The sequence below is a fragment of the Streptomyces sp. KR80 genome (assembly GCF_052245555.1).
Taxonomy (GTDB): domain Bacteria; phylum Actinomycetota; class Actinomycetes; order Streptomycetales; family Streptomycetaceae; genus Streptomyces.
The window spans coordinates 51,552-70,190 of sequence record NZ_JBQQCD010000021.1; the positions used below are offsets into that span (position 1 = coordinate 51,552).

At 67.2% G+C, this 18,639-nt stretch carries 20 protein-coding genes and 2 pseudogenes; 12 read left to right on the forward strand and 10 right to left on the reverse strand.

What is annotated here, in order from left to right; translation table 11 throughout:
- Positions 1 to 324: 324 nt before the first annotated feature.
- The gene (locus ACTWQI_RS24880; protein ID WP_443273903.1) at positions 325 to 3,948 is read left to right on the forward strand and encodes a S8 family serine peptidase; all 3,624 of its coding nucleotides are present in this window, start codon (positions 325 to 327) and stop codon (positions 3,946 to 3,948) included.
- A 139-nt stretch (positions 3,949 to 4,087) separates the two neighbouring features.
- Positions 4,088 to 5,368: a VanZ family protein gene (locus ACTWQI_RS24885; protein WP_443273904.1), complete on the forward strand. Its 1,281-nt coding sequence runs from the start codon at positions 4,088 to 4,090 to the stop codon at positions 5,366 to 5,368.
- Here the strand turns inward: ACTWQI_RS24885 and ACTWQI_RS24890 are convergent.
- On the reverse strand, positions 5,339 to 5,737 hold the full coding sequence (locus tag ACTWQI_RS24890) for a hypothetical protein (RefSeq protein ID WP_443273905.1): 399 nt from the start codon (positions 5,735 to 5,737) through the stop codon (positions 5,339 to 5,341). The genes ACTWQI_RS24885 and ACTWQI_RS24890 overlap by 30 nt on opposite strands.
- Positions 5,738 to 5,860: 123 nt before the next feature.
- On the opposite strand from ACTWQI_RS24890, the gene ACTWQI_RS24895 reads away from it, so the two are divergent.
- Both ACTWQI_RS24895 and ACTWQI_RS24900 read left to right on the forward strand, forming a co-directional pair.
- Positions 5,861 to 6,676 (forward strand): helix-turn-helix domain-containing protein, encoded by an 816-nt coding sequence (locus tag ACTWQI_RS24895; RefSeq protein WP_443273906.1) that lies wholly within the window; start codon positions 5,861 to 5,863, stop codon positions 6,674 to 6,676.
- The gene (locus ACTWQI_RS24900) at positions 6,673 to 6,930 is read left to right on the forward strand and encodes a DUF397 domain-containing protein (RefSeq protein ID WP_443273908.1); all 258 of its coding nucleotides are present in this window, start codon (positions 6,673 to 6,675) and stop codon (positions 6,928 to 6,930) included. The genes ACTWQI_RS24895 and ACTWQI_RS24900 overlap by 4 nt, the downstream gene beginning before the upstream one ends.
- 31 nt (positions 6,931 to 6,961) lie before the next feature.
- On the opposite strand, the gene ACTWQI_RS24905 is transcribed toward ACTWQI_RS24900, so the two are convergent.
- A complete protein-coding gene (locus ACTWQI_RS24905; RefSeq protein WP_443273910.1) occupies positions 6,962 to 7,624 on the reverse strand; it encodes a class I SAM-dependent methyltransferase in 663 nt (220 codons plus the stop codon).
- 79 nt (positions 7,625 to 7,703) lie between these two features.
- Positions 7,704 to 8,436 (reverse strand): annotated as a pseudogene (locus tag ACTWQI_RS24910) (endonuclease/exonuclease/phosphatase family protein).
- Positions 8,437 to 8,668: 232 nt separating this feature from the next.
- On the opposite strand from ACTWQI_RS24910, the gene ACTWQI_RS24915 reads away from it, so the two are divergent.
- Positions 8,669 to 8,941, forward strand: coding sequence for a DUF3418 domain-containing protein (locus tag ACTWQI_RS24915; RefSeq protein WP_443273911.1), 273 nt, complete (start codon positions 8,669 to 8,671; stop codon positions 8,939 to 8,941).
- 6 nt (positions 8,942 to 8,947) lie between these two features.
- On the opposite strand, the gene ACTWQI_RS24920 is transcribed toward ACTWQI_RS24915, so the two are convergent.
- Positions 8,948 to 9,667: a DinB family protein gene (locus tag ACTWQI_RS24920; protein ID WP_443273913.1), complete on the reverse strand. Its 720-nt coding sequence runs from the start codon at positions 9,665 to 9,667 to the stop codon at positions 8,948 to 8,950.
- 55 nt (positions 9,668 to 9,722) lie between these two features.
- On the opposite strand from ACTWQI_RS24920, the pseudogene ACTWQI_RS24925 reads away from it, so the two are divergent.
- The 3 genes and pseudogenes from ACTWQI_RS24925 to ACTWQI_RS24935 all read left to right on the forward strand — a co-directional run.
- Positions 9,723 to 9,931 (forward strand): annotated as a pseudogene (locus ACTWQI_RS24925) (ATP-binding protein); the annotation flags it as partial.
- 191 nt (positions 9,932 to 10,122) lie between these two features.
- Entirely contained in the window at positions 10,123 to 10,953 is an 831-nt protein-coding gene (locus ACTWQI_RS24930; RefSeq protein WP_443273914.1) for a transposase family protein, read from the forward strand.
- Between the two features lie 175 nt (positions 10,954 to 11,128).
- On the forward strand, positions 11,129 to 11,746 hold the full coding sequence (locus ACTWQI_RS24935; protein ID WP_443273916.1) for a TOPRIM nucleotidyl transferase/hydrolase domain-containing protein: 618 nt from the start codon (positions 11,129 to 11,131) through the stop codon (positions 11,744 to 11,746).
- 180 nt (positions 11,747 to 11,926) lie between these two features.
- Here the strand turns inward: ACTWQI_RS24935 and ACTWQI_RS24940 are convergent, their stop codons facing one another.
- Both ACTWQI_RS24940 and ACTWQI_RS24945 read right to left on the reverse strand, forming a co-directional pair.
- On the reverse strand, positions 11,927 to 12,154 hold the full coding sequence (locus ACTWQI_RS24940; RefSeq protein ID WP_443273917.1) for a hypothetical protein: 228 nt from the start codon (positions 12,152 to 12,154) through the stop codon (positions 11,927 to 11,929).
- Positions 12,155 to 12,749: 595 nt separating this feature from the next.
- Positions 12,750 to 13,268: a hypothetical protein gene (locus ACTWQI_RS24945; protein WP_443273919.1), complete on the reverse strand. Its 519-nt coding sequence runs from the start codon at positions 13,266 to 13,268 to the stop codon at positions 12,750 to 12,752.
- Between the two features lie 467 nt (positions 13,269 to 13,735).
- Between ACTWQI_RS24945 and ACTWQI_RS24950 the strand changes: the two genes are divergently transcribed.
- Genes ACTWQI_RS24950 through ACTWQI_RS24960 form a run of 3 tightly spaced genes read left to right on the forward strand, consistent with a single transcriptional unit; the run spans position 13,736 to position 15,317 of the window.
- Entirely contained in the window at positions 13,736 to 14,089 is a 354-nt protein-coding gene (locus ACTWQI_RS24950; protein WP_443273921.1) for a hypothetical protein, read from the forward strand.
- Positions 14,086 to 14,946, forward strand: a complete 861-nt coding sequence (locus tag ACTWQI_RS24955; RefSeq protein ID WP_443273922.1) for a peptidoglycan-binding protein — start codon at positions 14,086 to 14,088, stop codon at positions 14,944 to 14,946. The genes ACTWQI_RS24950 and ACTWQI_RS24955 overlap by 4 nt, the downstream gene beginning before the upstream one ends.
- Positions 14,943 to 15,317, forward strand: coding sequence for a hypothetical protein (locus ACTWQI_RS24960; RefSeq protein WP_443273923.1), 375 nt, complete (start codon positions 14,943 to 14,945; stop codon positions 15,315 to 15,317). The genes ACTWQI_RS24955 and ACTWQI_RS24960 overlap by 4 nt, the downstream gene beginning before the upstream one ends.
- A 211-nt stretch (positions 15,318 to 15,528) precedes the next feature.
- On the opposite strand, the gene ACTWQI_RS24965 is transcribed toward ACTWQI_RS24960, so the two are convergent.
- Entirely contained in the window at positions 15,529 to 16,455 is a 927-nt protein-coding gene (locus ACTWQI_RS24965) for a prepilin peptidase (protein ID WP_443273924.1), read from the reverse strand.
- Between the two features lie 202 nt (positions 16,456 to 16,657).
- Here ACTWQI_RS24965 and ACTWQI_RS24970 point away from each other — a divergent pair, with 202 nt between their 5' ends.
- The gene (locus ACTWQI_RS24970) at positions 16,658 to 17,008 is read left to right on the forward strand and encodes a DUF192 domain-containing protein (protein ID WP_443273926.1); all 351 of its coding nucleotides are present in this window, start codon (positions 16,658 to 16,660) and stop codon (positions 17,006 to 17,008) included.
- Positions 17,009 to 17,131: 123 nt separating this feature from the next.
- Here the strand turns inward: ACTWQI_RS24970 and ACTWQI_RS24975 are convergent, their stop codons facing one another.
- The 3 genes from ACTWQI_RS24975 to ACTWQI_RS24985 are packed head-to-tail and all read right to left on the reverse strand — an operon-like array spanning position 17,132 to position 18,622.
- Positions 17,132 to 17,557 (reverse strand): hypothetical protein, encoded by a 426-nt coding sequence (locus ACTWQI_RS24975; protein WP_443273928.1) that lies wholly within the window; start codon positions 17,555 to 17,557, stop codon positions 17,132 to 17,134.
- Positions 17,557 to 18,015, reverse strand: a complete 459-nt coding sequence (locus ACTWQI_RS24980) for a hypothetical protein (RefSeq protein WP_443273930.1) — start codon at positions 18,013 to 18,015, stop codon at positions 17,557 to 17,559. Before ACTWQI_RS24980 ends, ACTWQI_RS24975 begins: the two co-directional genes overlap by 1 nt.
- Before the next feature lie 31 nt (positions 18,016 to 18,046).
- Positions 18,047 to 18,622 carry a hypothetical protein gene (locus ACTWQI_RS24985; RefSeq protein ID WP_443273932.1) on the reverse strand — a complete coding sequence of 192 codons (576 nt, stop codon included), beginning with the start codon at positions 18,620 to 18,622 and terminating at the stop codon, positions 18,047 to 18,049.
- Between the last annotated feature and the right edge of the window lie 17 nt (positions 18,623 to 18,639).

Consider the following 18,639-nt stretch of genomic DNA (forward strand, 5'->3'; position numbering starts at 1 on the left):
CATTTCGGACGGGTCGTCAGCTCGCCGGATTAATTTTTAAGTCTTCTGACCTGCGGCTTGACAGAAACCTCGGTCGGCGTGCTGGCGGGGATTGGTCTATACCTTCACAATCGCCGTGCAAAGACGCCCCTACAGCACGATCTGAAGGGAGCACCGATGCGCACGCGCTCGAGGGTCTGGGCAGCCGGTATCGGCATGGCGTTCATGGTCGGAGGGATGCCTCCGGCCATCGCTGACCCGAGTCCGACGCCATCCCCCACAACATCGTTAGAGCACCCCAGATTCGACGCCCCCGGCAAGGCGAGAACCCACACCCTGACCCTGGTGACCGGTGACGTCATCTCCGCGGCCGTCCAGCCCGACGGGCGGATCGCGGCCTCCATACAGTCCAGCAGCGGTACGGGCCACATCGCGAAAACGGTCGGCAAGGAGTCCTACCTCTTCCCCAAGCAGGCCGCGCCCTATGTGGCGGCGGGCGTACTCGACCGGGAGCTGTTCAACATCACCCGGCTGATCAAGGACGGGTACGACGACCGCAAGCTGACAACGTTGCCATTGATCCTTTCCTACGGGAAGCGGACCGCCAGCGGCCAGGCGGACCGGCCTGCGCTCGACGGCAGTGCCAAGGTCCGCGAACTGCGGAGCATCAACGCCACCGCAGTACGGGAGAACAAGAAGCAGGCGTCCGACTTCTGGCAGGAGCTCACCGGGCTCAAGCCGGGTGTCCTCCCCACGGCGGCAGCAATGCGGTCGGCGAAGCTGTCGAACGGGATCGCCAAGGTGTGGCTGGACCGCAAGGTGAAGTCCAGCCTGGATGTGAGTGTTCCGCAGATCGGCGCACCGGATGCGTGGAAGGCCGGGTACACCGGCAAGGGCGTCACCGTCGCCGTGCTCGACACCGGGATCGCCAAGCACCCGGACCTGGAAGGCAAGATCACGGATGCCCAGGACTTCAGCGGAAGCGACACCGGCACCGATGACCGAACCGGGCACGGCACGCATGTCGCCTCCACCATCGCCGGAAGTGGGGCCGCATCCAGCGGCAAGTACAAGGGCGTGGCACCGGACGCCGGCCTGATCAACGCCAAGGTGCTCGGCGATGACGGATCGGGATCGGAGTCGCAGGTCATCGCGGGTATGGAGTGGGCCGCGAGCAAGGCCCAGGTCGTCAGCATGAGCCTGGGCGGCGACCAGGCCAGTGACGGCACCGACCCGTCCTCCCAGGCGGTCAACAACCTCACCAAGTCCACCGGCGCGCTGTTCGTGGTGGCCGCAGGCAACGCGGGTCCCCAGGCCCGCACCATCGGCTCGCCCGCCGCCGCCGACGCCGCCCTGACCGTGGGCGCGGTCAGCAAGCGGGACGAACTCGCGGACTTCTCCAGCCGGGGCCCGCGTATTGGCGACAACGCGATCAAGCCCGAGATCACCGCACCCGGCGTCGGCATCGCCGCCGCCCGGGTCAAGGGCACCCCGGTCGGCGACCACGACCCCGTCGACGACAACTACGCACGGGCCGGCGGCACCTCGATGGCCACCCCGCATGTCTCCGGCACCGCGGCGCTGCTCCGCCAGCAGCACACGGACTGGAAGGCGGACCGCCTCAAGGCCGCGCTCACCAGCACCGCCAAGGGGCTGCCCGATCTGACCCCGTTCCAGCAGGGCTCCGGGCGCGTGGACGTGGCCCGGGCGAGCGCCCAGACCGTGAGCGCGTCGACCGGGAGCCTCAACCTCGGCTACTTCGAGAGCCCCTTCGACGACGTGGACCCGGTGACGAAGACCGTCACCTACCGCAACGACGGCGACCAGCCCGTCACCCTCGACCTCAAGGCCGCGGCCACGAACGACAAGGGCACCCCGGCGGCCGGCGACCTGCTCAAGGTCGAACCGGCCAATCTCACCGTCCCCGCCGGAGGCACCGCCGACGCCACGGTCACCCTCGACGTCACCAAGGGCGACCTCGGCATCTTCGGCGGCGCCCTGACCGCGGCCTCGGGCGACGGCTCCACGGTGCTGCGCACCGCCCTCGGCTTCACCAAGCTCCAGGTGCACCGGGTCTCGCTGAAGGCCCTGGACCGTCAGGGGCGGCCGGCATCGGCATGGGTCGTCCTGGCCAGCCAGGCCACCGGTGACGACGTGAGCGTGGAGATCGACGGCACCACCGGCGAGGGCACCGCCAAGGTCTACGACGAGGGCCCGTTCTCGGTGACGGCCTTCGTGTACACCAAGGACGAGCACAACCGGCACGAGATCGAGCAGACCGCCTTCGCCTTCCCGGACTTCAAGGTCCCCGGGGACCGCGAACTCGTCCTCGACGCGCGCCAGGCGAAGCCGGTGAACATCACCGTTCCGCACTCCGACACCGAGGTGTACGACCTCCAGCAGAAGGTCTACCGGCAAGCGGGTGAGGTGAACCTCGCCGTCAGCTCGGCACCGGGCGTCGCGGCGACGAAGCTGTCCGCCGTGCCCTCCGAGGCCGCGGCCACAGGCAAGTTCGAGTACGCCACCCGCGAGCACCTGATCGCACCGCGGTTGAGGCGGGTCAGCACAGTGGACTCGGGTGTGGAGCTGCACCCGACGTACATGGGGTTCCGCGGGTTCACCAACCCGCCGCTCGACGGCAAGCACCGCCTGGAGGTCATCGACGTGGGTGCCGGGGCACCCGAGGACTACAAGGACAAGGACGTCAAAGGCAAGATCGCTCTCATCGTCGCCAACCCCGAAGCCGGGTCGTCGAATGCTCTGATCGCGACGGCCGCCGCCAACGGGGCGAAGGCCACCCTGATCTACGGCAACGAGCCGGGGATGTTCCGCGATCCCGGTGTGTTCCGCTCCCCGATCCCGCCGATGCAGATCGACTACGAGGAGGGCCACAAGCTCCTCGACCTCCTCAAGGCCGGCCCGGTCCACCTCGACATCGACGCCGTCGCCGGCGGCCCGTACGACTACTCCATCGTGCTGCCCGAGCCGAACCGCATACCGGACTCCCTCACCTACCGGCTCGGCGCCGACAAGCTCGCGACGGTGGACACCACGCTCCACGCGGTGTCCCCCGGCCAGCTCGGCGCCTACTCCGCGTTCGGGGTCCGGCCGTGGGAGATTTTCTCGTCGCCCGCGATTCGGACGGTGCCCCACCCGCACCAGCACAAGCTGTACGTGATCGCGGACGGCGAGACCCGGTACGGCCAATCCGTCTTCGCGCGGTTCCCGGACCTCTCCACGGTGATCTTCGGCCACAAGTACAAGCCCGGCGATCACCGGACCGAAGAGTGGTTCAAGGCCCCGCTGGGACCGGGAGTGACCGATATCCACGTGCCGTCCGCCCGGCAGGGCAACACCCTCTTCATGAACATCGGTGAGGTCACCGACTCGGATCCGGAGCACGGGATGAACTTCTACGTTCCGTCCGCCACGGTGCGGGTCTACGAGGGCGACGAACTCGTCGGCACCGGCGATCACCCGAACGGAACGCTGGAGCTGGACAACCCCGACCCCGCCACCTACCGGATCGAGCTGGACGTCAAGGAGCAGATCCCCGGCTGGGAGTTCGCCACCACCAGCAACACCGCGTGGACCTTCCGCTCGGAGAAGACCCCGGACGACAAGTGGACAGTGCTGCAGCTCATCAAGAACTTCTGGGACCTGGCGCTCGACGGCGACAACGCGGCTCGCGCCGGCCAGCCGTTCGCCCTGAAGTTCAAACCCGAGACGCAGATGGATGCACCGCCGGTCCCGATCAAGGAGGTCAAGCTGGAGGTCTCCTATGACAAGGGCAAGACCTGGCAGCAGACCCACGAGCCGGTCAAGCTCCCGGACGGCAGCTATCGGGCGCTGATCCAGCATCCGAAGCTGTCCGACACGGACGGGAAGGTCGCCCTGCGCCTGCACGTGACCGATGAGCAGGGCGGAAAGCTGGACCAGACCGTCTACGACGCCTACGCCCTGAAGTAGGGCCGAAGGAGAAGGGCGCGGTTGAGAAAGCAGGACGGCCGGCGGGCCGGGGGCAGCCACCCTGGCTCACCGGCCGTATCGCCCAGGCGATGACCCCTCTCTACATCGTGTGTATACACGGCATGTATAGTCCCGCCTCATGACGGACGCCTATCTGCTGCCCATCCGTACGGCGGCACTGCTCTTCCCGGGACTCGCGCTCCTGATGTTCGTGCCGACGGCGATCGTCCTCTACCGGCGGCACGGCATCATGACGCGCTGGCGCACCCTCTCGCTCTACGGCGGCGTGTACTACGCGCTCTCCGCCTTCTGCCTGACGGTCGTGCCGCTCCCGTCCCCGTCGGTGGACGTCTGCGCGAAGTACCCCTCCTTCGCCGAGCCGCAGTTCACACCCGGCACCGCATTCGCGGACATCTGGAAGGAGGCACACGGCCGCGTCACGCTCGACGCCCTGGTGCTCGGCAACTCCGCCGTCTGGCAGACCGTGTTCAACCTCCTCCTGCTGCTGCCCGTCGGGGTCTTCGTGCGGATCCACTTCCGGCGCGGCCTGATCGCGGCCACGGCAGCGGGATTCGCCGGGTCCCTGTTCCTCGAACTGACCCAGTACACCGGGCTCTGGGGCCTGTACGCGTGCCCGTACCGCCTCTTCGCCGTCGACGATCTCATCGTCAACACGGCTGGCGCGGCGATCGGTTGGGCCGCCGTCGGCCCGATCGCCCGCGCGCTGCCCGATCTGGACACCCTGGACGACCGCGCGCTGGACCTGACCAAGGTGCCCTTCGGGCGACGCCTGCTCGCGCTGCTGCTGGACCTGACGGGCATTGCGCTGGCGACCGCATCCGTCGCCGGCATCGTGCTGTACGTGGTGGGGTCCGCGGCCGTGCCGTGGGTGCCGCCTGTCGCCTTCGCGCTCTGGTTCGTGGTCCTGCCGTGGGCGACCGGAGCGACCCCGGGCAAGCATGTGCTCCTGCTGAAGCTGGTGACGACGGACGGCTCCCGGCCCGGGCCGCTCGGGCTCGCGCTGCGCACCGTCCTGCTCGGGCCGCCACTTCTCGTCGTATGGCTCGCAGCAGGCGCGGTCTTGGGCGACTCCTCCGTCATCCGTGCCTCCGACGCCGTGGGGAGCCTGAGCCAGATCGGGTACCGGGAGGTGCTCTACAGTCTGGCGGCCGACCCGGCGAGCGGCTTCGTCCTGCTGTTCGTGCCGACCGGCATTCTCGCCCTTGTCGCCTGGTACGTACGGGCCATCCGCCGGCACCCGCAGGGCCTGGGCGTGCACGAGATCCTCTCCGGCGTACGGAACGAGGCCCTGCCGCATACCCGGGCGCGGCGCCACGGCCCGGCGGGCGACACAACATCTCCGCCCAGTGGCGACCTCACGGATGCACGCTCATCCGACATCCACGCCCTCTCTCGCTGACGGTGACGGGGAAGAGGTTCCGGTGCGCGGCCCTGTGGGCACGGGACGCCGCCCCGTCTCGGGTGACTGCGGGGCCGGGCCCGCTGGTGTGGTGCATGTGGGGGATTGTGGGCCGCGGATTCGGGCCACGTGCAGGACGTCGTGCAGCGCTTCGGCCAGGCGGGCGGAGAGGAAGCGGAACTCCTCGGGCGGGATGGTTCGTGCGGCGAGCATCGCGCGGGCATGGTGCAGGAGCTCCTGGCCGACCTCGAGCTGCATGGCCTCCACGGCGTCGGCGAGTTGGGACACGTACCCGGCGCCGTCGGAGGAGAGATAGCAGGGCTTGCCGTCCGGCGACGTCCAGGGCAGGAGGCGGAGCTCATTCGTCACGGCATCCACGCTGCCGCGTCGCGTATAGCCTGGTCACAGAATCGGCACGACCGTGCGACGGTGTGTGACGACTGTGCGGTCTGTGCGATGCGGTACGAGCGGCGTACGCCAAGGGGGGCATCGATGGCGCGGAACAACGAACCACCGGCGAGCCTCAAGATCTTCGGCAAGCAGTCCCGGTTCCTGCGGGAGCGACTCGACATGACCCGCGGCGATCTCGCCAAGCTGGTCCCGTACTCGGAGTCGATGATCGCGATGGTGGAGCGCGGCGAACGGCCACCCAAGCCTGGTTATGTTGACGCGGTGGACGACGCGCTCGGCGCGGGCGGGGTGCTACGCGTGATGACGGGCGACGTCGCGGAGAAGCACCACCCGGCGTGGGCGGAGGAGTACGTGAACCTCCAGGCCGAGGCGCTGGCTCTGCACGTCTACTGCACCCACTTCCTGCACGGTCTGCTGCAGACCGAGGAATACGCCCGTGCGGTGTTCCGGTCCGTACGCCCCAGCATGGACGACGAGGAGATCGAGCAGGCCGTCCAGGCCCGGCTGCGCACACAGAAGCTGTTGACCCGCAAGCCCGCCTGCCGGATGACGTTCGTCCTGGAGGAGTCCGTATTGCTGCGGAAGACCGGCGGACGAGCGGTGTGGGAGGGCCAGTTGAGGCATTTACTCAAGCTTTCCGACCTGCACAACTTCGAGTTGCAGATCATGCCGCTCTCCCGAGAGACCAACGCAGGCGTGGATGGCCCGATGACGCTGCTGGAGACCCCGGACCACCACACCATCGGGTACGTCGAGGGCCAGCAGGGCAGCTACTTCCTCACAGAGCCCGACGACATCAGCGATATGTGCCACCGGTACGGCACAATCCGAGCACAGGCCCTCGACGCCGAGGCGTCGCGAGCCTTCATTCAGCATCTGCTGACAGGAGAGGCATGAAAACCGAACTGGCGTGGTTCAAGAGCAGCTACAGCGGCGGCCAGGGCGAAGCCTGCATCGAAGTAGCCGTCGAATGGCGCAAGTCCAGCTACAGCGGTGGCCAGGACGAAGCCTGCGTCGAGATAGCCACCTGCCCCGACGCCGTACACGTACGGGACTCCAAGGACCCTTCGGGCCCTTCGCTCGCCTTCACCCCAGAGGAGTGGTCGGCCTTCCTCGCCTTCGCCTCCGAGCAGCCGATATCCCAAGTCTGACTCCAAGCAATCAAGGGCGCGGCGGACGGGCTCAGCCGGCGATCTCGGCAACCACGGCGTAGCGTTCGTCGACCACGGGACCACCCCACAACCGCGGGTCTTCGTTGAGGGGAAGCACGCGCAGGTCAGCCACCAGTGGGCGCACGTAAGCAGCCAAGTCCGTCGCGCTCACCCCGCCCTGCCACGGCAGCACGTCGGCTCCGGATACGTACGGTGTGCTGTCCTGCGTGGCCTCACGCCACCGCCCCTCGATGAGCACAAGCCTGCCGCCCGGTGGCAGCCGCGCCACCCACTCACCCAGCGCAGCCACCGGGTCAGGCAGCGTCCATACCAGATGGCGGCACAGCACCACGTCGAACGTCTCGTCCCCGGTCGGTGGCACAGATGCGTCACCCACCAGGAAACGACTCTCCAGGTCCGCGGCAGCAAACTTCGCGCGGGCCTTCTCGATCATCTCAGCCGACAGGTCAACGCCGGTGACGCGGTGTCCGGCCTCAGCGAGCAGCAACGACAACGAACCGGTGCCGCAGCCCACATCGAGCACATCGACCGGAGCATCAGGCAAACACTCGCGGATCAGGCTTTCCCACGCTGCCCGCGTACGGTCGGCCCGCAGGCCGTGATCGGGCTCCTCGTCGAACGACGCAGCAGCAGCGTCCCAATAGTCCGCGATGGCGGCAGAAAGATCGGCCATGGCGGCGATCCTCCCAGCCACCACTGACAACGCTCTGCCGACAAGACCATGGCCCAGTGGCAGAGGGTGGTTGCTCCGCCTAACCGTTTTCGGGAGGGGCAGCTGCCAGGTCGGCAACGACGGCAGCATGATCAGACGGCCATACGCCGTCGACTGGGCCGTCGACTGCGCGTTGAACGCAGCAGACTCGACCGAGGCCACCAGGGCCGGGCGGCCCCACGTGGATGTAGTCGACCCGAACGCTCGGGTCAAATGCCGCCGCGACGTACGGGTTTGCCGCGTCCCAAGTGGCCGACGGCGCCGCGGGGGCGGCGTACTCCCAAACGTCGAGGAGGACTTGGCCGGGAACGGCGGGCGCCGTCTTGTAGCCACCGAGCAGGCGGATCTCGTCGGACTCCGGCCACGCGTTGAGATCCCCGGTGACTACCGGGGGATAGAGAGTCCCGCTGCGGTGTGCCGCAATGAACTCGGCGAGCACCTTGACCTGTTCGCAGCGCACAGCCGAAGCATGAATGGCCGAGGTCAAATGGGTGGTGAAGAAGGGCACTTCGTGTGTAGGCGCGGCCAGCCTGGCATACAGAGCCAGACGTCCGTCGTCGTCGCCCTCGGCGTAAGGCAGCCACACCACAGCGCGGTCCACGACAGGCCATCGGCTCAGCACGGCGTTGCCGATGTCGACTGCCGAGTCCCCAAGTCGCTTCTGCCATCCCGATGACATCGGGTTGCAGGTCGCGCAACACGCTCAGAATCGCCTTCTGCCGTTGCTCCCATGGGCCGAAGCGCCACCACACATTCCACGTCATCACGCGCATTCGCCGCCTCGCCTTTCCCCAAGTCCGGAGAAGGCCGCATTATCGTTGAACCGCACCGATTCGCCCAGTGCGCAGATGCAGCGGAGACAATGAGGTGATCTCAGCAAGATCGGCTTGATGTAAGCGGTTCTGCCTGTGTCTGTGGGGATGGCTGGCTTTAGCGGCTTGATTTTGGCCCCACCTGACGGTTTGATTCGGCCCCATCGGTCGGGGTGCCGAATGTTGTGTCGGTTTGATTTGGCCCCATACCTCAGGGCGTCGTCGAGCGGCGCCGCGAGCTGGACACGACCATCGCCGCCGATCGCGCACTGATGGACCGCATCGCCGACCTCCAGGCGGCGCACCTCCACCAGCTCGCCGCGCTCCCGACGGCCACCCGCCCGGCCAGCACCTAGGTCAGGCCCGCCGGATGCTCGAGAAGTACCGCGTCCAGCTCTGGGCCCAGCAGCTCGGCACCGCGCAGACGGTCAGCGATGCCCGCATCCGCAAGATGCTGAGTCCGTAGCCGGCCCTACTCAGCGTCCTGTGCCTCGATCAGGTCGAGGTCGCGGACGCAGAAGCCGTGGTGCTCGAAGGTCTCGTTGAGCACCGTGCCGAGGCACTGCCGCACCAAGCGGCCCCGGGCGTACGGCGGCCAGACATCGTCGTCGGGCACCGGCGCTCGCGCTGCGAGCTGCACAGCGATGACCTCGTCGAGCCAGGCCTCGAGCTCGGCGGCCTGTGCGTCACGCACGCTCACGATCTCGTCGAGGGCCGGATCGAGCGAGAGGTCAAGCCCGTGCGCTCCACGGTAGGGCTCGACGGTCGTCCCGATGCCCATCGGCGTGAACAGCTCCGTCGAGCCCAGGCAGCAGCGGCGGAACCACGAGTCGTGGACGAAGACCAGGTGGCGCATCGTCTGCACCGCCGACCACTCGTCGTTCACGCTGCGGCGCTCGATGCCGGGCGTACGGCGGATTCGCTCGATCGTGGCGGCCCAGCCGGCATGGAGCTGACGCGATGCCTCGCGCAGATCGGCAGGGTCCTCGGAGCGGATCAGCACCCGCACCGGATGACGCCGGTCGAGCTCTGCCTCGACGTACTCGGTGACCTCAACACCGTTCACCACGAGGTTGGTGATGAGCCCGTCGATCACGGCATCCTGCATGACGACGCCGATCAGGCGTGCCCCGGTCAGATCGCACTCGCGGAACTCCGCACCGTGCAGATCCTCGTCGACATACCGCGTCATGCTCCGCATACTAGGTCCGAGCACCGACAAGCCAGCCTCCCCGGCTTGATTTGGCCTCTTCCAGGTCCTGACCGAGCGCGAAGAACGCAACAGCGTCGCGATCGCCTCCAACGAATCCTTCTCCGGTGAAGAAGACCTTCACCGACCCGCGCTTGTGCGCGGGCCATCGTCGACCGGCTCACCTACGGCGGCAACATCATCGAGATCGGCACACACTCCTACCGCCTCGCCCAGACCCGCTCCCGCCACGAGGCCCAGCAAGCCCAGGGTGGGGCGAAATCAGACCGTCACGGAAACCAGAAATCGGTCGACAGTGGGGCCAAATCAAGCCGTCAAGCCGGGGCCAAATGAGACCGTCATAGCCAGGATGGCCGTGGGGTGGGCCTGAAGGTGGGCGTGGAGTCCCTGGTAGAAGAAGCCTCGCCAAAGATCATCTTCACCGTTAGGGACTCCACGTGATCACCTATCGTGCCATGCTTGACGTGCCACGCGAACTCGCCCAGTACCTCAGCCGACTGCTCCACATCGAACGTCGTCGGCGCGGTACCCGCAAGAACAGCAGGGCATTGACCTGCTTCCGCCAAGCGGTACTGGGCTTGCGGTGGTTCCGCCAGAATGTTGAGGTCACCGCGTTGGCGCGGGATCACGGGATCTCCCGCGCGACTGGGTACCGGTACCTCGACGAGGTCATCGAGGTGCTCGCCAACCAGGCGCCCGATCTGCACGAAGCTCTGCAGAAGGCCAAGGCCGACGGGCTGGCGTATGTGGTCCTGGACGGGAAGATCTTCTCCACTGATCGCTGTGACGAGAAAACCACGAGCGTGAAAGGGAAACAGGTTGACCTGTGGTACTCCGGGAAAGCCCACGAGCACGGCGGCAACATCCAGGCAGTCATGGAACCGGACGGCTTTCCGCTGTGGGTAGCCGATGTCGAACCCGGCTCGGTGCACGACCTCACCGTGGCCCGCGAGCACGTGCTCGGCGCCCTGTACTGGGCCGCGTCCCAACTCGAACTACCGACTCTGTCCGACGGCGGCTACGAAGGCGCGGGCATCGGCGTGCACACCCCACTCAAACAACCTGCCGGTGACCAAGTACTCGACGTGGACAACCGCACCTACAACGCGCTCCTACGCGGACTGCGCTGCCTGGGTGAACGCGGCTTCGCGCTACTCACCGGCCGCTGGCGCACCCTCCACCACATCACCGCCAGCCCCCGCAAGATCGGCGACATCGTCAAAGCCGCACTCGTTCTCACCCATTTCGAACACGGCCGACTCACCTGAAGAGGTGAGATCACCTCAATGGCTGGCGGCGATCATCTTCGTGGCCACCTCGGGCTGCACCTAATGGCAGCTTCCTCCTTCGTGCGGACCGTCGGGCCCGACTGCTCACCCCGCCGATCAACGCGCTAGCGGAAATTCCCTACCGTGGTGGCCGGAAAGGGCGGAGACTCGTCTCATGGCTGACATGGGGGCATTCCGGGAGGCGGTCACCGCGTGGGCGGCCGGTGGCCCCGGCGACCCCGCGCGCGAGCTGGCCGCACGGCTGCCCGTCCGGGCAGCAGTCCTGCTCGAAGGGCCGAGCGACGTCGCAGCGGTCTGCGCGCTGGCCGCGAGCCGTGGCCGGAACCTGGCGGCCGAAGGAGTCTGCGTCCTGCCGATGGGCGGTGCGATGAGCGTCGGGCGCTTCGCCCGCCTCCTCGGGCCACCCGGCCTGGGCCTCCGCCTCACGGGACTGTGCGACGAGGCGGAGCGTCGCTACTACGCCCGCGGCTGGGAGCGGGCCAGTGCAGCACAGCAAGGGTTGTTCGTCTGCGCGGCGGATCTGGAAGACGAGCTCATCCGCGCGCTGGGCGTGATACGGGTGGAGGAGCTCGTCCGGGCGGAGGGCGACCTGCGCGCCCTGCAGACCTTCCTGCGCCAGCCCGCACAGCGGGGCCGCACCTCACAGCAGCAGCTCCGGCGCTTCCTCGGCACGAAGAAGGGGCGCAAGATCCGCTACGGCCGCGTCCTCGTCGAGGCCCTCGACCCCGACCGCATACCCGCCCCACTCGACGGCCTGCTCACCAGCCTCTGACCGCTGGGTGACGTCAATCTCGGCAGAAGAACTCGGGCGAGCGCGGGGATCCTCTTGAACACGCCTTCTGACGGTGGCAGTCAGCGCACCTGTGGAGGTGTGCGGTGCTTCGCCTTGTGACCATGTGTTGGAGGCCCACCCCAAAGGAATCCAGAGGTGGGCCTCCAGCACGCTTTGCTGTTATTCGAGGCGTTCTCCGAGCTTGGCCAACTGCCGTTCCCTGTCCTTGGTCTCCCACCACTCGAAGAGATGGATGCTGATCAGGAAAGCTATCGACCGCACCAGATTCGCGGCGGGCCGACCGTTGAAGATGTGCATCTCCTCCGATCCGTAGGGCAGGCGTACCCGCCACCGTTCTTCCCGTGCGGAGACGTCGAGGACTGCCGTGAAGGATCGGCCGTGCTCCACGATCGAACGACTGGAGCCCCCGGATGAGAACGACCCCCGGGAGCGAGGTAGACGCCCGGGGGTCGTTTCTCAGGAAGGTACCTCGCTAAGGGTCAGACCTTGTCGATCCGCCATGCGATCATTCCCGTTGAGTGACCTTGACCCCTGACATCGATACGTAGCGATTCAGGTGCGGTGAACCGTTGATTGACCACCGACCGGTCACAGGAAACCGTCTTCTTCGCTGACGCACTGGCTGGCGTAAACGAGATCTCCGAGCTCCCAGTACCGGCACATACCACGGACAGCCGGTACGTCGTCCCCTTATCAAGCAGAGGTTCAGTGTGCACGCCGTCGGTGACTCGTTCCACGCCTGACTCGACCATCGAGCCGTCCTGTTGGCCAGCTGTGGCCTCGAGGGCTGACTGAACCGCAGCGGCAAGCTTCTTTTCCGTTGCCTCAGTTGAAGGCGTCGCGCTGTGGTCAGAGGAGGACGGTGGAGGAGTGTGGTTGGGCTCGGTTTTGCCATCGGACGTGCATGACACGAGGAAGAGGGCCGGTGCCAAAGCACACCCGAAGAGCCAGGACCGGTTCCTGACCCGAGTGCTCATGGAGGTCACGAGGCGGTTTCCCAGTACTTCCAGCCGGTCTCGGACGAGGGGAGGGTCGCCTTGCCGCTTGCGATCTTGATCCCGCCGCAGCCGTTCCCGGTGGACCGGTACTTCGTCCACGACACCTTGTAGCCCCATGAACCGTACTGTAGGTGGCCGTACTTATTCTTGCTGATCTCGTGTGTATACGTGTGGCCGGTCGTGACGGAAACACTTCCACCGACCTTGGCGCTGACTGAGACCTTGGCCTTCGCGACCACGGCCTTCAGTTCGGACTCGGCACCAACCGTCATCTCGGCTGTAATCGTCCCGGACTTGGTCACGCTGACACTCATGGTGCCGCCTGGACCGTCCTTGTACTTGGTGCCGTTCCACCACGACGGAACGTGGTAGTTCTTCTTGGACGTGATGGAAACCCACGTTGAGGGATTGTCGCACCGCTCCGGCTCGTAGACCGCCGTCTCTTCGCCCTCCCAGTCGGTGCGATCGTTGATGTCCGCTTCTTCTGCCGAGACAGAGTTCATGTCCTGGTCCTGAACAGAACTGTCGGCGGACGACGTCGGCGCCTCCCCATCCGCACTCGCTGTGCCGACAGCCCCGAAGCAAAGCAGCAGGGCTGTACTGACAGCAACCGCGGCATGACGCGCAAATCACCGGCTTGTACGACAGCCGCGACCAGGCGTCGATCACGCGTTGGCGCGGAGCCCGTCAGCGGAGTCCTCCCCCTCGGCCCCACGCCTGCGCCTGTGCGATCTGCCCCATTCTGGCCCGATCGGCCGACGGTGCCCGAGCCGAGCGGGCACCTCGGCCTGACTCAGCCCCCGATCCCACGCTGGAGGTCATCACGGCGCCCGTCCTCCCCACTCCAGAGACGAGCACTTCGAGCCTCTTTCCGAGCCCTTGCCTGGACGCGTCGGTAGGCTGGCATAGCCGCACACCGACCAACACAGCGGCAGTGCATGGTAATTGACCACATCAAACGGGGAGATTCATGTACTTCGTCCGGCGTGCTGGCTGGAACGCCCGACCACCCAGGAACGGGCATGACCCGGTCAAAACCAACGAGGGCGTCAAGATCCACTACACCGGGTCGTTCGAGCTCGACCTCCGACATTTCCAGTGTGCGCTGCGGGTGCGCTCGATCCAGGACAAGCACATGGACACCGGTGAGAAGTACGCCGACATCGGCTACAACCTGCTGGTCTGCCGACACGGAGTCGTCTTCGAAGGCCGCGGCAGGAACGCGCAGAACGCCGCCAACGGCAACCCGAAGCTGAACCGCAACCACTTCGCCGTGTGTGCACTCACCGGCCACAGGGATACACCGACGTCTCCCAAGCCATGATCACCGGCCTGCAAGACGCCATCGCTTACCTCCGTCGGCACGGAGCAGGCTGGGAGATAGCCGGCCACCGTGACGACTACGCGACCGAATGCCCGGGAGACCTGCTCTACGGGCACGTCCTCAACGGCACACTGAACCCAGGCGTCTTGTGGGACGGCGGACACCACGTCGTCAAGGCCGGCGAGACCCTCGGCGAGATCAGCCTGAAGTACAACGTGCCCAAGGCATACATCATCATGACCAACGACGACCTCCAAGGAGACGGAAAGGTCGTCAAGGGAATGAAGCTGTGGATCCCACCGCGCGGGGTACCACTGAAGGAGACAGCTCCGCCCGACGATGCCACGGAGTTTCAGCCGTTCCCGGGCACAGCGTGGTTCCACACCAGGCCGAACAGCCCCATCATCACAGCCATGGGCCAGCGGCTCGTCGCTGAAGGCTGCAGCCACTACAGCACCGGGCCCGGACCTCAGTGGACCGAAGCCGACCGCGCCTCCTACCGGGAATGGCAGCGCAAGCTCGGCTTCACCGGAGATGCGGCCGACGGCTGGCCCGGCAACACCTCGTGGGAACAACTGCGCGTTCCCTACGTCGGGCAAGAGCCGGGGGACTTCGAGCCGTTCCCGGGCGCAGCGTGGTTCCACACCGCGCCTAACAGCCCCGTCATCACAGCCATGGGCAAGAGGCTGGTTGCCGAGGGATGCGGCGAGTACACAAAGGGGCCTGGCCCCCAGTGGACCGAAGCAGACCGTAAGTCGTACGCCAACTGGCAACGCAGGCTGGGCTTCACAGGGGACGCTGCCGACGGCTGGCCAGGGCAGATCTCCTGGCAGCAACTTCAGGTGCCCCGCTCGTGATCCCGCTTCGTGCTCGCCTAGTCGGCGTCGGCGCCGTCGGCGGCTACGTGTCATGGAAACTCGCCGATGCGGCCCGCGAGTACTGCGGCTCGTACGAGATCTCGGAGACCCTGCTGGATACCGAGACAGTCCTCGAGCCATTCGTCTCGATCGTGGTGGGGGTTGCTCTCGCCCTGGTGATCCGTGTCCCTACGAGGTCGGACTCGTGGGCCTGGCGCCTCGCGCCGTTCGTGCTGCTGATGCTCCTGCTGATGGGCATGGTCTGGATCCAGATGGCCTGGCTGGGGACTCCCGCGGGAGGAACAAGCGACAGCGGCCGCTGCGCAGTGAGTAACGTCCCGGCCTGGTGGCCGGGATGGATGCCGGTATAGGTGACGCCGCGAAGCGGGGCGCGATACGCCCGCAGGAACGAAGTCGAGCGGACCATCAACGCGCTCAAGGGTTCCGCGCCATGGCGACCAGGTACGACAAAGGGAGCCTACGTCTTCCACAGCACCGTCACCGCTGCGGCACTCCGGCTCTGGCGCCGTCGTCCGAGCTATAGGACGGGCCGTCGATGAAAGCGGAGAAAACTCGTGCACTTCACGCGGCACCGAGTCCACCCAGCAGCACACCGAGAAGCGCCCCGAACACCATGAACGGACCGAAGGGCAGGGCCGTCTTCCGATCCCCGCGTCTGGTCAGCACCAGCCCCATGCCGTAGAGCGCGCCGAGCAGGAACCCGGCGAAGGCACCCGCGAAGAGCACCGGCCAGCCGTACCACCCGAGAACCACTCCCAGGGTGAGCGCCAGCTTGACGTCACCGAAGCCCATACCGCTCGGGTGGACCAGGAACAGCACGAGGTACGCCCCGCCGAGCGCGAGTCCGCCCAGCAGCGCGCGTGTCCAGGAGCCCGCGTGCCCCGGCAGCAGTGCCGCGGCGCCCAGCAGGGCGGCTGCCGCGGCGAGGAGGGGGAGGGTGAGGACGTCGGGCAGCCGGTGCACGGCGCCGTCGACGAGCGTGAGGACGACGAAGAAGGGTACGAGCAGCAGCCAGACCGCCAACTCGGGCCGCGCGCCCGCGGCCGCAGCGAGCGCGGCACACGCCAGGGCGGCGCCGAGCGAAGTGGGCACGGACCAGGGGCCGTACCAGCCTGAGGACCGGACGCGGGCGCGGGGGGCCGGTGACGGGGTGACGCCCGCGGCACAGCTCTCGGGGCCCCCGACAGCCCCCGCATAGTCATCGAGGCGAGCGTCGGTCTCGGGCACCCGGTCGGCCGAGGCGGTCGGCACGGCAGTGGTGGCCGAAGCGGTAGGTACGGCGGTAGTGGCCGACGCCCCGGCCGCGCATGCGGCGCATCGTGCAAGGCCGAGCCAGCCGCGCGCAGGACCACTCAGCACATGTCCACCGGGGCACGCGACGCGCCATGGCTCCTCCGGCTCCACGGCCAGCCGGTACGCGGCGCGTGGCACGAGCAGCCCGGCGACGCCCCCGTACCCGGCCGCGAGGACGATCAGCAACAGCAGCACCCCTCGACCCTACGGACGCCGCGCGCACCGGTCATGGGCCCAGGGGCCCAAGACCGGACCCACCTCGCGCAGCGTCGACGGTTGACTGCAGCCCTCCCCAACTCTGCGCCGCTACCGGCAGTTTGTGTGCAATGCGGCTGGCACGTCGCACCACGTCTGGTAGAACGCGTCGGGGGAACTACCGAACCGAAAGGGATGCGGCATGGCTCGCTGGCAGGACGGCAGGGCGGAACTGTGCATCGCGGGCACCGACACCGTCATCCCCTTGGAGATCGCGGCATCGTACCGGGCCCGCACACGCGGACTGCTGGGCCGCGACGGCGTCGAAGGCGCGCTCATGCTCACCCCGGCAGGCAGTGTGCACACCTTCCGGATGCGGTTCGCGATCGATGTCGCTTACCTGGACCGCGACTTGCAGGTCATCGCCCTACGCACCATGCGGCCCGGCCGTCTCGGCCTGCCCCGGCTCCGATCGCGGCACGTACTCGAGGCAGAAGCAGGGGCGATGGAGCAATGGGGCCTCCGCCCCGGCTCACGCGTCGAGATCGGGTAGGGCTATCCAGGGCCTCCTTGAACGTGATCCGGGCGACCGCCCAGTCCGGTAGGAGGTCGGGCTGGAGGTTGGGCTGAACCTGGGGTCCGCTGACCAGGGACTGCTGCGGCCCCTGCGGCCTCTCTACGTCAGAGCCAGCAAAAGACCGACGGCCAGCAGCAGCGTGAAGAAGCCGAATCCGACGACGGCGATGACATCGAAGACGATCGACGAGCCATGGCTACCAGAGACCGTTGCGGTCCCCCGCGGGTCGTCGCGCTGGTAGCGCACCTGCACGGGCGCGCCTTCCTCCTGGTGCGCCACCGCCTCCTCGAACTCGACCCACTGCCCACTCTGCGTGGTGAACCCGAAGACGTAATTCCGCTTCGGCGGACCGTAGTTGGAGACCCCGGGGCCGGACTGCGTGAAGTAGACCCGGACGCAGTGCCCGGTGGCGACGAGCCCGGCCCGCGCGGTACGCAGTTTGCTGCGGAGCTGGCGCGCGTAGACCACCGTGAAGATGGCGAGCACCGGCAGCGGCAGCATCATGATCAAGAGCGCGGTATCCATCAGGACCTGCCGCTCCACAGTCGGTCAGCGAAGAAGCCCAGGGCACAGCCCGCGAGCAGGACCCCCAGCTGGAGCGCGAAGCTCATCAAGGTGAGCGAGTCTCCTTGCGAAAGGAAGACCGTGAGCTGGATTCCGACGGCGGGGATAAGCGATGCGGCGAGGTGGCGAAGCAGCGAGTCACGGGAGGGCTCGCGGTGGACCCCGGCCGCGGCCCAGGTGCCTAGAGCGAAACATATGGCGGTCGGGACATGCACCAGCAGGATGGTGCGGCTCGCCGAGACCATGAACCGCGGGTCACGGTCCGCGATGACGTCCCAGACCAGCAAGGTCACGGCGACCTGCCCCAGCAGGATGACGACGATCCCCACGGCCCAGGGCAACATCAGGTGCAGGAAACGGGGCCGTTCTGCCGCGCCGCCGCCGTGGGCGAACGCACCCTGGCCTTGCAAGTGGGACATGGTTGGGTCCTCCCCTGCCGGCGCCCGGAGGCTACTTGACGCGGATGGTGTCGATGATCTGCTTCTGGTCCGCCGAGCTCAGCTTGCCCTGCTGCGCGTCGATACGGACCGAGAAGATCTTGCCGCTGGAGTCGACGCCCGTGATGGCCGAACCCTCCACGGTCGTTCCGCGCTGCGGGGTCTGGTTCTCGCCCGTGGACTCGTAGCTGAAGTTGACCCGCTTCGCCGCGTCCGTGCCCTTGACGGTCACGTCCACGGTGTCCTTCAGCTCCGTGGTCGCTTGTAGGGAGGCCTCGATCGCAATGGCTGCCTCTTCCGCGTCCTTGACCTCGGTGAAACCGCTCTGAATCGAGATCAGCGCCACGTACCGACCGCCCTCCTTGAGGGTGGCGACGGCGTCGTTCTGCTCGCTGCGCTCCGCGTCGCTCTGCTCGGTGAACCCCTTGGGGTACGCGAGGGACACAGTCGGCCCTTCGAGGGTCTTCCACCCCTCGGGGGCGGCGGAGGAGACGGAGTCGGAGTCCGCGCCCCCGCAGCCGATGAGCAGTGCAGCGCCAGCCAGGAGCACGGCGGCCAGCATCGGCGTACGGCGAGCGGGGCGCTTCATGATCTCGACTCCTCGAG